The organism is Phytobacter sp. MRY16-398 (genome assembly GCF_003925915.1).
Classification (GTDB): Bacteria; Pseudomonadota; Gammaproteobacteria; order Enterobacterales; family Enterobacteriaceae; genus Phytobacter; species Phytobacter diazotrophicus.
Window position 1 is genome coordinate 4,503,240 of record NZ_AP018756.1, and the last position, 13,259, is coordinate 4,516,498.

11 protein-coding genes are annotated in these 13,259 nt (G+C 53.6%); 4 read left to right on the top strand and 7 right to left on the bottom strand.

What is annotated here, in order from left to right; translation table 11 throughout:
• The first annotated feature begins 144 nt into the window (after nucleotides 1–144).
• Nucleotides 145–624, top strand: coding sequence for a Cys-tRNA(Pro)/Cys-tRNA(Cys) deacylase YbaK (gene ybaK, locus MRY16398_RS22145; protein ID WP_041852448.1), 480 nt, complete (start codon nucleotides 145–147; stop codon nucleotides 622–624).
• 161 nt (nucleotides 625–785) lie between these two features.
• Here ybaK and ushA read toward each other — a convergent pair whose 3' ends face one another.
• Nucleotides 786–2,438 (bottom strand): bifunctional UDP-sugar hydrolase/5'-nucleotidase UshA, encoded by a 1,653-nt coding sequence (ushA, locus tag MRY16398_RS22150; protein ID WP_041852449.1) that lies wholly within the window; start codon nucleotides 2,436–2,438, stop codon nucleotides 786–788.
• 168 nt (nucleotides 2,439–2,606) lie between these two features.
• Between ushA and MRY16398_RS22155 the strand changes: the two genes are divergently transcribed.
• Together MRY16398_RS22155 and ybaL are read left to right on the top strand one after the other, a co-directional pair.
• Nucleotides 2,607–3,827: an MFS transporter gene (locus tag MRY16398_RS22155; protein WP_125125196.1), complete on the top strand. Its 1,221-nt coding sequence runs from the start codon at nucleotides 2,607–2,609 to the stop codon at nucleotides 3,825–3,827.
• Between the two features lie 232 nt (nucleotides 3,828–4,059).
• Entirely contained in the window at nucleotides 4,060–5,736 is a 1,677-nt protein-coding gene (gene ybaL, locus MRY16398_RS22160; protein ID WP_041852451.1) for a YbaL family putative K(+) efflux transporter, read from the top strand.
• A gap of 139 nt (nucleotides 5,737–5,875) precedes the next feature.
• On the opposite strand, the gene MRY16398_RS22165 is transcribed toward ybaL, so the two are convergent.
• Complete coding sequence (locus MRY16398_RS22165; RefSeq protein WP_125125718.1) at nucleotides 5,876–7,180, bottom strand: inosine/guanosine kinase; 1,305 nt, start codon at nucleotides 7,178–7,180, stop codon at nucleotides 5,876–5,878.
• A 158-nt stretch (nucleotides 7,181–7,338) separates the two neighbouring features.
• Between MRY16398_RS22165 and aes the strand changes: the two genes are divergently transcribed.
• On the top strand, nucleotides 7,339–8,304 hold the full coding sequence (gene aes, locus MRY16398_RS22170) for an acetyl esterase (protein ID WP_125125197.1): 966 nt from the start codon (nucleotides 7,339–7,341) through the stop codon (nucleotides 8,302–8,304).
• Here the strand turns inward: aes and hemH are convergent.
• From hemH to MRY16398_RS22195, 5 genes are all read right to left on the bottom strand, one after another.
• Entirely contained in the window at nucleotides 8,301–9,263 is a 963-nt protein-coding gene (gene hemH, locus MRY16398_RS22175; protein WP_125125198.1) for a ferrochelatase, read from the bottom strand. The two genes, aes and hemH, sit on opposite strands and share 4 nt — an antisense overlap.
• Nucleotides 9,264–9,375: 112 nt before the next feature.
• A complete protein-coding gene (adk, locus tag MRY16398_RS22180) occupies nucleotides 9,376–10,020 on the bottom strand; it encodes an adenylate kinase (protein ID WP_041852454.1) in 645 nt (214 codons plus the stop codon).
• Between the two features lie 227 nt (nucleotides 10,021–10,247).
• The gene (htpG, locus tag MRY16398_RS22185) at nucleotides 10,248–12,122 is read right to left on the bottom strand and encodes a molecular chaperone HtpG (RefSeq protein WP_041852455.1); all 1,875 of its coding nucleotides are present in this window, start codon (nucleotides 12,120–12,122) and stop codon (nucleotides 10,248–10,250) included.
• Between the two features lie 146 nt (nucleotides 12,123–12,268).
• Entirely contained in the window at nucleotides 12,269–12,874 is a 606-nt protein-coding gene (gene recR, locus MRY16398_RS22190) for a recombination mediator RecR (RefSeq protein ID WP_071195813.1), read from the bottom strand.
• A complete protein-coding gene (locus MRY16398_RS22195) occupies nucleotides 12,874–13,206 on the bottom strand; it encodes a YbaB/EbfC family nucleoid-associated protein (protein WP_041852682.1) in 333 nt (110 codons plus the stop codon). The genes recR and MRY16398_RS22195 overlap by 1 nt, the downstream gene beginning before the upstream one ends.
• Between the last annotated feature and the right edge of the window lie 53 nt (nucleotides 13,207–13,259).

Below are 13,259 nucleotides of genomic sequence, written 5' to 3' on the forward strand. Positions count from 1 at the left end.
TACCGAAGCTCGTGCTTCGGACTAGCGGATTGTCGCTCAAACTTTTCGTCACTGCCAATACTATTGCGCAAGATAGTACTATTTTTGCGTGATAAATCGGGCGTAAGCTGGCTGCGTGAAATTACTGTGGTTTGAAGGATTGCTATGACTCCCGCCGTTAAGTTATTAGAAAAAAACAAGGTTCCTTTCCAGATACACACCTATGACCACGATCCGAACGAGACAAACTTTGGAGACGAGGTGGTCCGTAAGCTCGGTCTGAATGCCGATCAGGTGTACAAAACGCTGCTGGTTGCGGTCAATGGCGATATGAAACAGTTGGCCGTTGCGGTGACGCCGGTTGCCGGGCAACTGGATCTGAAAAAGGTCGCGAAAGCATTGGGCGCGAAGAAAGTGGACATGGCCGACCCGATGGTGGCACAGCGCACAACCGGTTATCTGGTGGGTGGTATCAGCCCACTGGGGCAAAAGAAACGTTTGCCCACGCTGATTGATGCCCCTTCACAGACATTCGCCACTATTTTTGTCTCCGGCGGCAAACGCGGGCTGGATATTGAACTGGCGGCGAGCGATCTGGCAAAAATGCTGGACGCGAAGTTTGCCGATATCGCCCGCCGGGATTAACGACTTTTGCGAAGACAGGGCGCTATTGGTGAAGGCAGTTTTTTCCCCTCACCCTAACCCTCTCCCCAAAGAGGAGAGGGGACCGTTCGTGCTCGCATTTTTGTGGGGATTCCTCAGCCCCAAAGGGGAGAGGGAACAGGACAAGAGGATCTACTTGAGTGTTACTGCCAGCTCACCTCACCCTTCGGCTCGTAAGCATTCGCATCCAGCGGCGAGTTCTGCTCAATAAATTGCTTAAGCACCTCGGCATCAATAAAGCCGGTATTGACATAACCCGGTTTATTATCAATGCGCGGATAGCCGTCACCACCGGTGGCGTTAAAGCTTAACGTTGCCAGACGGTAGGTTTTCGCCGGGTCGATAGCCTCACCTTTAATTTTCAGGTCGCTCAGTACGCCGTTCTTCGCCACGAACCCGACATTGGCAAACTGCGGATAAGCACCGGAATCCGGCTTCATTTTCGCCACCGCAGTGAGATAATCCGTCAGCTCTTTACCGCTCATGTCCGCATAGACCAGGGTGTTGCCAAAAGGCTGTACTTTCAGCACATCTTTATAGGTAATAGCACCCTCTTCAATGGAATCACGCACACCGCCGCCGCTCATTACTGCCAGGTCGGCATTGGTACGCGCCATCTGCCCGGCCAGAATCAGACGCGCCAGATTGGTCTGTACAAAGCGGACTTTACTGCGGTCGCCTTCGAGGTGGCCGTTGGTATTGCCGATTTTAACCTCTAGCTGCGCTTTACCTTTATTCTGGAACGGCGTCAGCAGGGAGAGCATTTGCTGGTTTTCCTGAATTTCCGGGGTAAAGAGTACGCGCTCACTCTTGCCGTTATCGTAGGTGACTTTCTTCTTGAGGTTCACCGGAATCAGTTGATAATTCACCAACTTCATTTCGCCATTACGAAACTCAAAGTCTGCACGTCCTACGTACTTGCCCCATTCGTGGGCCTGAACAATCCAGATACCATTCTGCTTATCCGGCGCACAGGGCGTACCCGGTACGTAATTCACCTGCTTTTTGTTTTCCGATGCCATGCACACCGGGTCTTGTGAGTGACCACCCACAATCATCGCCAGCGACCCGGCAGGCAGACTGCGCGCCATTTCCACATCGCCCGGCGCATTGGAACCGTGCTCACCATTGTCATAGTGCCCCATGTGGGTGGTGGCAAGGATCACATCCGGCTTCTGAGTTTGTTGCAGCTCTTCAATCACCAGCTTTGCTTCGTCCGCCGGTTTGCGGAACTCGATATCGGTAAAATACTCGGGATTACCGATTTTTGCCGTGTCATCGGTGGTTAAACCGATCACGGCGATTTTCAGCCCTTGCCTGTCAAAAATCATCCACGGTTTAAAAAGACGCTCACCGGTGCTTTTCTGATAGATATTGGCGGAGAGGAACGGGAATTTGGCCCACTTTTCCTGCTGGCGCAGCACGCTCATCGGGTTATCAAACTCGTGATTGCCCACCGCCATTGCGTCGTAGCCAATCAGATTCATGCCGCGAAAGTCAGGTTCTGCGTCCTGCAGATCGGATTCCGGCACGCCGGTATTGATGTCGCCGCCAGAGAGCAACAGGACGCTGCCACCTTCAGCCGCCACCTCTTTGCGGATCCCGTCCACCAGCGTTTTTTGTGCTGAGAGGCCGTACTCGCCATAATCGTTGCGCCAGAAGTGACCGTGATGATCGTTGGTATGGAGGATGGTTATCTTATAGGTTTTGTCCTGCTCATAAGCCTGAGCCGAACCACTTGCCAGAGTAAAGGCGGCCAGCAGCGCCAGCACCATGCTCTTTTTTAACAATTTCATGCTTCTCTCCCTGATTCATTAACAACCGCAAAAGTACTGTGCTCTGAAAGAATAGACAAATAAGTTTTCAGAATTGCGACTTCCTTCAAACCTTATCCGCAGGTATGTTAGCCAGATAACTATTTCAGTTCTGACAATTCTTACATCGCTCAACCTGACAGAGTATTTATGGCAATCAGTGAAACTCCTCAGCCACTGACCCCGTCTTCCGGGGCAGTCCCTAAGGCGCGCACCGCCTTTGGCATCCTTGGTGCGATTAGCGTTTCCCATCTGCTTAACGACATGATCCAGTCGCTGATTCTGGCGATTTACCCGCTGCTACAAAATGAGTTTTCTCTCTCATTTTTACAGATTGGGATGATAACCCTGACTTTTCAGCTTTCGTCATCATTGCTACAGCCGGTTGTCGGTTACTGGACGGATAAGCATCCGATGCCCTGGTCGCTTCCTGTCGGCATGTGCTTTACCCTCAGCGGCCTGGTTCTGCTGGCGCTGTCAGGCAGTTTTGAAACGGTGCTGATTGCCGCCGCACTTGTGGGCACGGGATCGTCGGTGTTCCATCCGGAATCCTCTCGCGTGGCGCGTATGGCCTCTGGCGGACGTCACGGGCTGGCACAATCTATCTTTCAGGTAGGCGGGAATTTCGGTAGCTCGCTTGGCCCTCTGCTGGCGGCCATTATCATTGCCCCTTACGGCAAAGGTAACGTCGCCTGGTTCGTGCTCGCGGCGCTGCTGGCTATCGTGGTACTGGCGCAGGTGAGCCGCTGGTATGCCGCACAGCACCGGGTCAACAAAGGGAAAAAAGCGGCGACGGTAATCAATCCACTGCAGCGCAATAAAGTGGTTCTGGCAGTGTGCATCCTCTTAGTGCTGATTTTCTCGAAATATTTCTATATGGCGAGCATCAGCAGCTATTTCACCTTTTATCTGATGCATAAGTTCGATTTATCCGTCCAGAATGCGCAGATTCACCTGTTTATTTTCTTGTTCGCCGTTGCGGCGGGCACGGTGATTGGCGGGCCTGTCGGCGATAAGATCGGGCGAAAATATGTGATTTGGGGCTCTATCCTTGGTGTTGCGCCTTTTACCCTGCTTTTACCCTACGCAACCTTGTTCTGGACGGGTGTATTGACGGTGATCATTGGTTTTGTGCTGGCATCCGCGTTTTCCGCCATCCTGGTGTACGCTCAGGAGCTGCTTCCAGGACGTATCGGTATGGTTTCCGGGCTGTTTTTTGGTTTTGCCTTCGGTATGGGTGGGCTTGGAGCGGCAGTACTTGGGGTCGTTGCCGACCATACCAGTATCGATCTGGTCTATAAAATCTGTGCTTACCTGCCCTTATTGGGGATATTGACCATATTCCTGCCCGATAATCGCCATAAAGCGTGATTTCCCTCCGGCCAAAGCCTGGCTTTGGCCTCATACTTATCAGGCAAACATGCACTTACAACGGGATCTCTGCTCTCTATGGCCGGGTTGCCGTTTAATTTCGCCCAACGTGCCATTTTCTTCAGAATTCAACGATTATTCATGAACACGATGCTTAAAATTGTCATAAACTGTAACCTGGGTTTTGGTTAATAAACCAAAATGGATCCACGCATCAACGAAAGGAGACGGAATGCATCACGCCACACCGCTTATCACCACCATTGTCGGCGGGCTTGTTCTCGCTTTTATCCTCGGCATGCTTGCCAATAAACTTCGAATTTCTCCTCTGGTGGGTTATCTGTTAGCGGGTGTGCTGGCCGGACCTTTTACGCCAGGTTTTGTCGCCGATACCAAGCTGGCGCCGGAACTGGCGGAGCTGGGCGTGATCCTGCTGATGTTTGGCGTGGGGCTGCATTTCTCTTTAAAGGATCTGATGGCGGTAAAGTCCATCGCCATTCCCGGAGCGATAGCGCAAATTGCCGTCGCCACGCTCCTGGGTATGGCGCTCTCCGCAACATTAGGCTGGTCGCTGATGACCGGCATAGTGTTTGGGCTGTGTCTTTCCACCGCCAGTACCGTGGTGCTGCTACGTGCGCTTGAGGAACGACAGTTAATTGATAGCCAGCGCGGGCAAATCGCCATCGGCTGGTTGATTGTCGAAGACCTGGTGATGGTCCTGACGCTGGTTCTGTTACCCGCCGTTGCCGGAATGGTGGAAAAAGGCAACGTGGGGCTGGCGACGCTCGCCGTCGATATGGGAATAACCATCGGTAAAGTGGTCGCCTTTATCGCCATTATGATGCTGGTGGGCCGCCGCCTGGTGCCGTGGATTATGGCGCGCAGCGCGGCAACAGGTTCTCGCGAACTTTTTACCCTTTCGGTTCTGGCACTGGCGCTCGGTATCGCTTTCGGGGCTGTCGAGCTTTTTGATGTCTCCTTCGCACTGGGTGCATTTTTCGCCGGGATGGTATTGAATGAATCCGAACTGAGCCACCGCGCCGCACACGATACCCTGCCGCTGCGTGATGCCTTCGCAGTGCTCTTCTTTGTTTCCGTGGGCATGCTGTTTGACCCCATGGTACTGATTAATCAACCACTGGCGGTGCTGGCCACGCTGGCAATTATCATTTTCGGTAAATCGGTTGCCGCTTTTTTCCTTGTTCGCCTGTTTGGTCACTCGCCGCGTACGGCCCTGACTATCGCCGCCAGTCTGGCGCAAATTGGTGAATTTGCTTTTATCCTCGCCGGGCTGGGTATGGCGCTGGATTTACTGCCGCAGGCAGGGCAAAACCTGGTGCTGGCAGGGGCAATTCTCTCCATTATGCTGAACCCGGTGCTGTTCACGCTGCTAGAAAAATACCTCGATAAAACCGAAACGCTGGAAGAGCAAACCCTCGAAGAAGCCATTGAGGACGAGAAGCAGATCCCGGTGGATATTTGCAATCACGCGCTGCTGGTGGGTTTTGGTCGTGTCGGCAGCCTGTTAGGCGAGAAGCTGATGGCCCAGGGGATCCCTCTGGTGGTCATTGAGACATCGCGCACCCGCGTGGATGAACTGCGCGAGCGTGGCATTCGTGCCGTGCTGGGGAATGCGGCCAACGAGGAGATCATGAATCTCGCGCATCTGGATTGCGCCCGCTGGTTGCTGCTGACGATTCCGAACGGCTATGAAGCGGGCGAGATTGTCGCAACGGCGCGCGAGAAGTGTCCGAATATTGAGATTATCGCCCGCGCCCATTATGACGACGAGGTGGAATACATTGTCGAACGTGGCGCAAACCAGGTGGTGATGGGCGAGCGAGAGATTGCGAACACCATGCTGACGTTGATTGAGAAGCCCCCCGTTGTTGAAGCGATGACCGGGTAAAGGCCTGGCCGCCTGATGCCCTCACCCCGCCCTCTCCCCCAGGGAAAGGGCGAAAACCGTAGCCCGCACGCACCTCCGAATGGTAACCCGGATAAGCGCCAGCGCCATCCGGGAAGCCATTAAAAGGCTTCGCACAGAACTACCGTGACCAGTACGACTCTTCCAGGCTGTCTTCACGCTCCGGCAGCCCGCGGGACAAACGCGGCGCATGCTGGTTCAATACCTGATAGCTCACACGGTTGGCATATTTACAGACCTGCGCCAGCGACGAGTAAGTCAGCCAGGTAAACTGGTGCTTACTGGAATTTGGCACATTGATACGGTGGTAATTGTTGGCGGTGATATCATGCAACAATGCCGCCAGCGCGCCATCTCCCGCCCCGTTGGTATTCATGATTTTTTCCGGGCCGCCCATGTACGGGGCAATATGCGAATAAATGCGCAGCGGCTGCTGGCAATCTTTATGGCGCATCGCGCGGCTAAATTCATACTGATTAAACTCAGCAATCGCCCCTGGCAATAAAGGATGCTGCGTCTTGCGTTTCGCTTCATCTTCGGTAAAGCCGGCCATATACAGCCCCACCGGACCTGCGGTGCAAAGCACCAGATCGACCCAATCCAGCGCCTTATCCGAGGCCAGCAGCGGATCGCTTTCTCCGGTCAACGCCTGCGCCTCTTCTTCATTCATCGCCAGAATGGAGACATGCTCTTTCAGGAAGTTCTGCCACCACTGCGGGTTATCAGCAATCACATATTTCGTGCCGAGCGTCAGCACCACCGGCACGTTATGCTTTTTGGCGTAAGCCACGGCCTGCATGGTAGCTTCCGGCATCGGTTCACCCGGATTACACCGCACCAGGTAAGAGGTCAGTACCAGGGCAGAAGCACCAGCGATGACCGATTCAGGAATACTTTCAGGACGCAATCGATTCATATGACCGGGGCTAATAGCGAACGTACGCTCGCCCGACTCGCTGATCAGGGTAAAACAGCGGCCTATTGCACCGTCTACGCCTTGCAGATAGTTCAGGTCGGTACGGCTTGAGGTATTGCACAGGTAACGATAGGCGTAGCTGCCAATCTCAATATTGTTGCACATCACCCCCAGTAAGACCGAGCGGTCATCCGCCAGTACCGAGTAGTTGTGCATGGTATTGCCAATGGTGCCGCCCGCAAACTGATGGGTAATCAGGTTTTCGCGCACCAGTTCCTGATATAGCGCCTCGGCCACATCGTCTGCAATGACCAGAGAGTGACCCGCGCTCAGACCGTAACGGGCGATAAACGCATCATCCACTTTCGCTTCGATATCCACCAGCGTCTGGTCAATACCCACCACCCAGGAGGCGCTGACTTCATTCTCTGGCTGAATTTGCTGCAATAACGGATCGCGGGCGTTAACGGGAAAATAGTGTTTGGATTTACGTTTACCGGGAAATTTCATGGTCATCGTTACGGGTGAGGATTGGGCGAAGAATGGTAGCACATTCCCCGCGCCTGGCGATCGGCATTACACCGTATACATGTTCAATATCGGCTACGCAGATCCCGGTTCAGGTCACCTTGCCCCTTACAATGAAGGATTATTTACCGGAGGACACCATGGATAAAGGGAATAAAATACGCGTCCTTGAGCGTATCTCTGCTGAAATGCAGCAAGTATTACACTTTCAACAGGAAAACCCACAGCCCGAACCAGACGGCAATGATTATCCCACCCAGCGCCGGGCCTATAACGAAGAACGGCGCTACTGGAACGCCGGAGGGCCAGACATACCGACTAAAGACGTTGACGTCCCCACGCGCTATGGCACTGTTCGTACGCGCATTTACGCTTCGCCAAAACCAGAGAGTCAGGCGACGCTCTTTTATCTTCACGGTGGGGGTTTTGTGCTGGGAAACCTCGACACGCACGATCGTATCATGCGACTGCTGGCGCACTATACACAGTGTACGGTGGTCGGGATCGATTACACGCTTTCACCTGAGGCGCGATTTCCACAAGCCATAGAGGAAGCCGTAGCGGTATGCCAGTTTTATGCGCAACACGCTCACACCTTTAACCTGAATATGCAGCGTTTCGGTCTCGCAGGAGACTCTGCTGGCGCCATGCTGGCGATGGCAACCGCATTATGGATACGTGATCACAACATTGACTGCGGGCAAATGACAGCGCTGCTGCTCTATTACGGCCTCTATGGTTTACAGGATTCACGTAGCCGCCGGCTCTATGGCGGCACCTGGGATGGTTTAACCCGGAAAGATTTGCAAAGTTACGATCAGGCTTATCTGCGCGATGAACAGGATCGCGAATCACCTTACTACTGCATCTTTAACAACGACCTGACGCAGGCAGTCCCTCCCTGTTTTATCGCCAGTGCCGAATATGATCCCTTAATAGATGACAGCAAAACCCTCTACGCGATCATTCGGGAACATAACGCGCATTGCCGGTATCAAATGTATCCGGGAACGCTGCACGCGTTTCTGCATTACTCACGAATGATGGAGGCCGCAGATCGTGCGCTACGCGATGGCGCACGATTTTTCTGCGAAAACAACCGTTAGCGATATTTCTCCGTGAGACTGACCATCATCTCGATATGATCCGGGGAATCATTAAGTGCAGGAATATATTCATATTTCTCGCCGCCCGCTTCGAGGAAAAACTCACGGTTCTGCACGGCGATCTCTTCGAGAGTCTCAAGGCAATCGGCGGCAAAACCCGGGCTCATAACCTGAATATGTTTTACGCCCTTCTCACCGAGCATTTTCATGGTCTCATCGGTGTAGGGCGTTAGCCAGGGCTCGCGACCAAAGCGCGACTGGAAGGTCATCATCACTTTTTCTGGCGGCAGTTCAAGGGCTGAAACCAGCTCACGTGTGGTATCCCGGCAGCGCTGCGGGTAATCATCACCTTGATCCGCATAGCGTTGCGGAATGCCGTGATAAGAGAGCAGCAGCAAGTCGGGTTCGCCATGGCGGGCAAATGAGGCACGCACGCTATTCGCCAGCGCGTTGATATAAGCGGGATCATCCGCATAGTCGCGAATAAACGAGATACCGGGAATATGGCGTTTTGGGGCAAGGATACGCGCGAGTTCGTCCCATACCGCCGCCACCGTTGAACAGGAGTATTGCGGATAGAGTGGCAGCACGACGATATGTTCAACGCCTTGTGACTGGAGTTCCTCCACCGCGCTCGCCAGCGACGGCGAACCGTAACTCATTCCCAGCGCAACGGGGACATCAGGAAGACGTGCGGCCAGCGCGGCTTGCTGTCTGCGGCTGTAGACCATCAGCGGCGAGCCCTCTTCCATCCACACGGATTGATAGAGCTTTGCGACGCGCGGAGAGCGAATAGGCAGAATGACGCCACGCAGCAAAGGCCACCACAATAAACGGGACGTATCGACGACGCGCTGGTCGCTTAAGAATTGCCGCAGATAGCGCTTAACGGCATCGGGAGTGGGTGCTTCGGGGGTACCAAGATTGGCCAGCAGAATACCTGCTTTCGTCTGACTCATTCGCGCCTCTTAACCATTGAACTGGCTAATGATTGTAACTGAAAAGCGCGTAAACGAAACCAATCACAGCGATTGGAAGATTATCCCCGGCGAACACCGGGGATAGAGGCGATTAGCCGAGGATTTTTTCCAGCTCTGCGCGCACGTCAGCCACGGCTTTGGTGCCGTCAACTTTCGCGTATTTGGTGTTACCCGCCTGCGCTTCTTTGGAGTAGTAACCGATCAACGGCGCAGTCATCTGATGGTATTCCACCAGACGCTTACGGACGGTTTCTTCCTGGTCATCTTTACGGGTGGTCAGCTCTTCGCCGGTCACGTCGTCTTTACCTTCCACTTTCGGCGGATTGAATTTAACGTGGTAAACACGGCCAGAAGCGGCGTGTACGCGACGACCTACGATACGGTCAACGATCAGCTCGTCCGGTACGTCAAATTCCAGGACGTAATCGACTTTGATACCGGCTTCTTTCATTGCATCAGCCTGCGGGATGGTGCGTGGGAAGCCATCGAGCAGGAAACCATTGCGGCAGTCTTCCTGTGCAATACGCTCTTTCACCAGGGCGATAACCAGTTCGTCAGTCACCAGTTTACCGGCATCCATGATGTCTTTTGCTTGCTTGCCCAGTTCGCTGCCAGATTTCACAGCGGCGCGGAGCATATCGCCCGTGGAGATTTGCGGAATACCGTATTTCTCCATAATGAACTGTGCCTGAGTTCCTTTACCCGCGCCTGGAGCGCCAAGCAGAATAATACGCATTGCGGAAATCCCCTCAAATGTCGATTCAATTTTTCAAAAAAGCGCTAAACGATACCACCAGAATGAGTATGGCTCAAGGAAGGCTACGGGGCTGAAACGGTTAGTGGGAAAGAATGTTTAAAAAATGCGGCAATCCTCCCCACAACAGTCCTCTTCCGGGGGAACGAAGGAGAAAAAAGTGCGCTGTGCCATATCCTCTCCCCTGCGGGGAGAGGATAACGGTGAATTTACGACATTAACAAGGTATTCAAACGCTTAATAAAGAGGTTGGGATCTTCCAGCGTGCCGCGTTCAGCGAACAGCGCCTGATCCAACAGCAGTTCGACCCATTCGCCAAACTTCGTCTCGTCCTGAGTATCGGCGGTGCGTTTCACCAGCGGATGATCCGGGTTCAGTTCAAAGATGTACTTCACTTCCGGCACGCTCTGGCCCGCAGCGGCAAACAATTTCGCCATCTGCGTGCTCATTTCGTCGTTATCGGTGGTGACTATCGCCGGGGTATCGGTCAGACGATGCGTCAGGCGTACCTCTTTCACGCGGTCGCCCAGCAGGGTTTTAACGCGCTCAACAAACGGCTCCAGCGCTTTTTCTGCTTCTTTGGTGGTTTCGTCCACTTCATCAGCCAGTTTATCCAGCGACTCGTCAGCTTTAGAGACCGACTGGAACGGCTTACCGCTGAACTCGGTCAGATAGCTCATCATCCACTCGTCGATACGATCGGAGAGCAGCAGAACTTCGATACCTTTCTTACGCAGCAGTTCCAGATGCGGGCTGCTCTTCGCCGCCGCGTAGCTGTCGGCAGTGATGAAGTAGATTTTCTCCTGCCCTTCTTTCATGCGCGAGAGGTAATCCTCCAGCGATACGGTCTGTTCGGAAGAGTCCGTGTGGGTAGAAGCAAAACGCAGCAGTTTGGCGATCGCTTCCTGGTTGGCATTGTCTTCTGCCGGGCCTTCTTTTAGCGCCAGGCCGAACTGTTTCCAGAAGCTTTGGTATTTTTCCGCATCATCTTTGGCCAGCTTATCGAGCATCTGCAGGGCGCGTTTGGTCAGCGCATTACGCAGATTACGGGTAACGGTGCTGTCCTGCAGAATTTCGCGGGAAACGTTCAGCGGCAGATCGTTGGAATCTATCAGACCGCGCACGAAGCGCAGGTAGTTCGGCATAAACTGTTCGGCGTCGTCCATGATAAAGACGCGCTGTACGTACAGTTTCAGGCCATGCTTATGGTCGCGGTTCCACATATCCCATGGCGCCTGCGAAGGGATAAACAGCAGGCTGGTATACTCTTGCTTGCCTTCCACGCGGTTATGGCTCCAGGCCAGCGGGTCGGTAAAGTCATGAGCGATATGTTTGTAGAACTCTTTATATTCGTCGTCGCTGATTTCCGACTTGCTGCGGGTCCACAGCGCCTGTGCTTTGTTGATTTTTTCCCAGGAGACCACGGTTTCGCCGTCGACCTCTTCCTGCTTCTCAATTTCCACCGGCAGCGCAATATGATCGGAATATTTGCTGATGATCGAGCGCACACGCCAGTCGTTCAGGAAATCATCTTCGCCTTCGCGCAGATGCAGCGTGATTTCAGTACCACGCTCCGGTTTATTGATGTCGGCAACGGTATATTCACCTTCGCCAGCAGATTCCCAGAACACGCCATTATCAGCACTTTCGCCCGCAGCACGGGTGCGCACGGTGACTTTATCGGCAACGATGAACGCAGAGTAGAAGCCCACCCCAAACTGACCAATCAACTGGCTGTCTTTCGCCTGATCGGAGCCCATCGATTCCAGAAATGCTTTGGTGCCAGACTTGGCAATCGTACCGAGGTTCTCAATGACCTCGTCGCGGCTCATCCCGATACCGTTATCGGCAATGGTCAGTGTGCGATTGTCTTTATTAAACGAGACGCGCACACGCAGTTCGCCATCCCCTTCGTACAGATCCGGTTTGGACAACGCGCGAAAACGCAGTTTGTCCGCCGCATCCGAGGCGTTGGAGATAAGCTCACGCAGGAAGATTTCTTTATTGGAATACAGGGAATGGATCATCAGGTGCAGAAGCTGTTTTACTTCTGACTGGAAACCGCGGGTTTCTTGTCCTTTCATGTAAGTCGACCTCAACAATGCCATTAAAAAGTAATAGCCGTCATTCTTCGCGCCGCGAATGTACAGGCTATTGAAATGATGAGGGTGAGATGGGGATTGAGAAGGATTTTTTCAAGCGGAGGCCACGTGTCGCAGCCTCCGTTTGGTCAGAATTTAATCTTGTGGCGACCCGCAAGCGAATGGGACAGCGTGGTGCCGTCAACCATTTCCAGCTCACCGCCAACGGGAACGCCGTGAGCAATACGACTGGCTTCCACTCCATATTGCGCGCAAAGCTCGGCAATATAGTTGGCGGTTGCCTCACCTTCTACCGTCGGGTTGGTGGCGAGAATCACCTCTCGCATCGATTCCGCCTGCAGACGCTGCTCCAGTCGATCGAGGCCAATATCGTCCGGCCCGATACCATCGAGCGGCGACAGGTGGCCCATCAACACGAAATAGCGTCCGGAAAACTGGCCGGTCTGCTCAATGGCGTAGATATCCGCAGGACTCTCCACCACACAGATTTGACCATTTTCCTGACGGCGCGGATTGCTGCAAATATTGCAGATCTCCTGCTCGGTAAAGGTGCGGCAATCGGCGCAATGGCCGATTTCCGACATGGCGCGGGTCAATGCCTGCGCCAGGCGCATTCCACCGCTGCGGTCACGTTGCAATAGCGTAAACGCCATGCGCTGCGCCGATTTCGGGCCAACGCCCGGCAGGCAGCGCAACGCTTCCATAAGCTGCGTTAACAGCGGACTGGTCTGCATCAGAACGGCATCTTGAAGCCCGGCGGCAGTTGCATACCGGAGGAAACAGAAGCCATTTTCTCTTTCTGGGTTTCTTCAATGCGGCGCGCAGCGTCGTTGAACGCCGCAGCCACCAGATCTTCCAGCATGTCTTTATCGTCTTCCAGCAGGCTCGGATCGATCTCTACGCGACGGCAGTTATGCGCACCGTTAATAGTCACTTTCACCAGGCCAGCACCAGACTCACCGGTCACTTCCAGCTTTGCGATTTCTTCCTGCATCTGCTGCATTTTTTCTTGCATCTGCTGGGCCTGTTTCATCAGGTTACCCAGACCGCCTTTTCCACCAAACATAGGCTCTTCTCTCAGTAAGTCATAGTTAAGGTTGACAGCAAGCCAGCTTACCA

What these genes read in the sequence shown, in the direction of transcription:
- ybaK (WP_041852448.1), top strand. Translation starts at nt 145, where the DNA reads ATGACTCCCGCCGTTAAGTTATTAGAAAAAAACAAGGTTCCTTTCCAG.
- ushA (WP_041852449.1), bottom strand. Translation starts at nt 2,438, where the DNA reads ATGAAATTGTTAAAAAAGAGCATGGTGCTGGCGCTGCTGGCCGCCTTT.
- MRY16398_RS22155 (WP_125125196.1), top strand. Translation starts at nt 2,607, where the DNA reads ATGGCAATCAGTGAAACTCCTCAGCCACTGACCCCGTCTTCCGGGGCA.
- ybaL (WP_041852451.1), top strand. Translation starts at nt 4,060, where the DNA reads ATGCATCACGCCACACCGCTTATCACCACCATTGTCGGCGGGCTTGTT.
- MRY16398_RS22165 (WP_125125718.1), bottom strand. Translation starts at nt 7,180, where the DNA reads ATGAAATTTCCCGGTAAACGTAAATCCAAACACTATTTTCCCGTTAAC.
- aes (WP_125125197.1), top strand. Translation starts at nt 7,339, where the DNA reads ATGGATAAAGGGAATAAAATACGCGTCCTTGAGCGTATCTCTGCTGAA.
- hemH (WP_125125198.1), bottom strand. Translation starts at nt 9,263, where the DNA reads ATGAGTCAGACGAAAGCAGGTATTCTGCTGGCCAATCTTGGTACCCCC.
- adk (WP_041852454.1), bottom strand. Translation starts at nt 10,020, where the DNA reads ATGCGTATTATTCTGCTTGGCGCTCCAGGCGCGGGTAAAGGAACTCAG.
- htpG (WP_041852455.1), bottom strand. Translation starts at nt 12,122, where the DNA reads ATGAAAGGACAAGAAACCCGCGGTTTCCAGTCAGAAGTAAAACAGCTT.
- recR (WP_071195813.1), bottom strand. Translation starts at nt 12,874, where the DNA reads ATGCAGACCAGTCCGCTGTTAACGCAGCTTATGGAAGCGTTGCGCTGC.
- MRY16398_RS22195 (WP_041852682.1), bottom strand. Translation starts at nt 13,206, where the DNA reads ATGTTTGGTGGAAAAGGCGGTCTGGGTAACCTGATGAAACAGGCCCAG.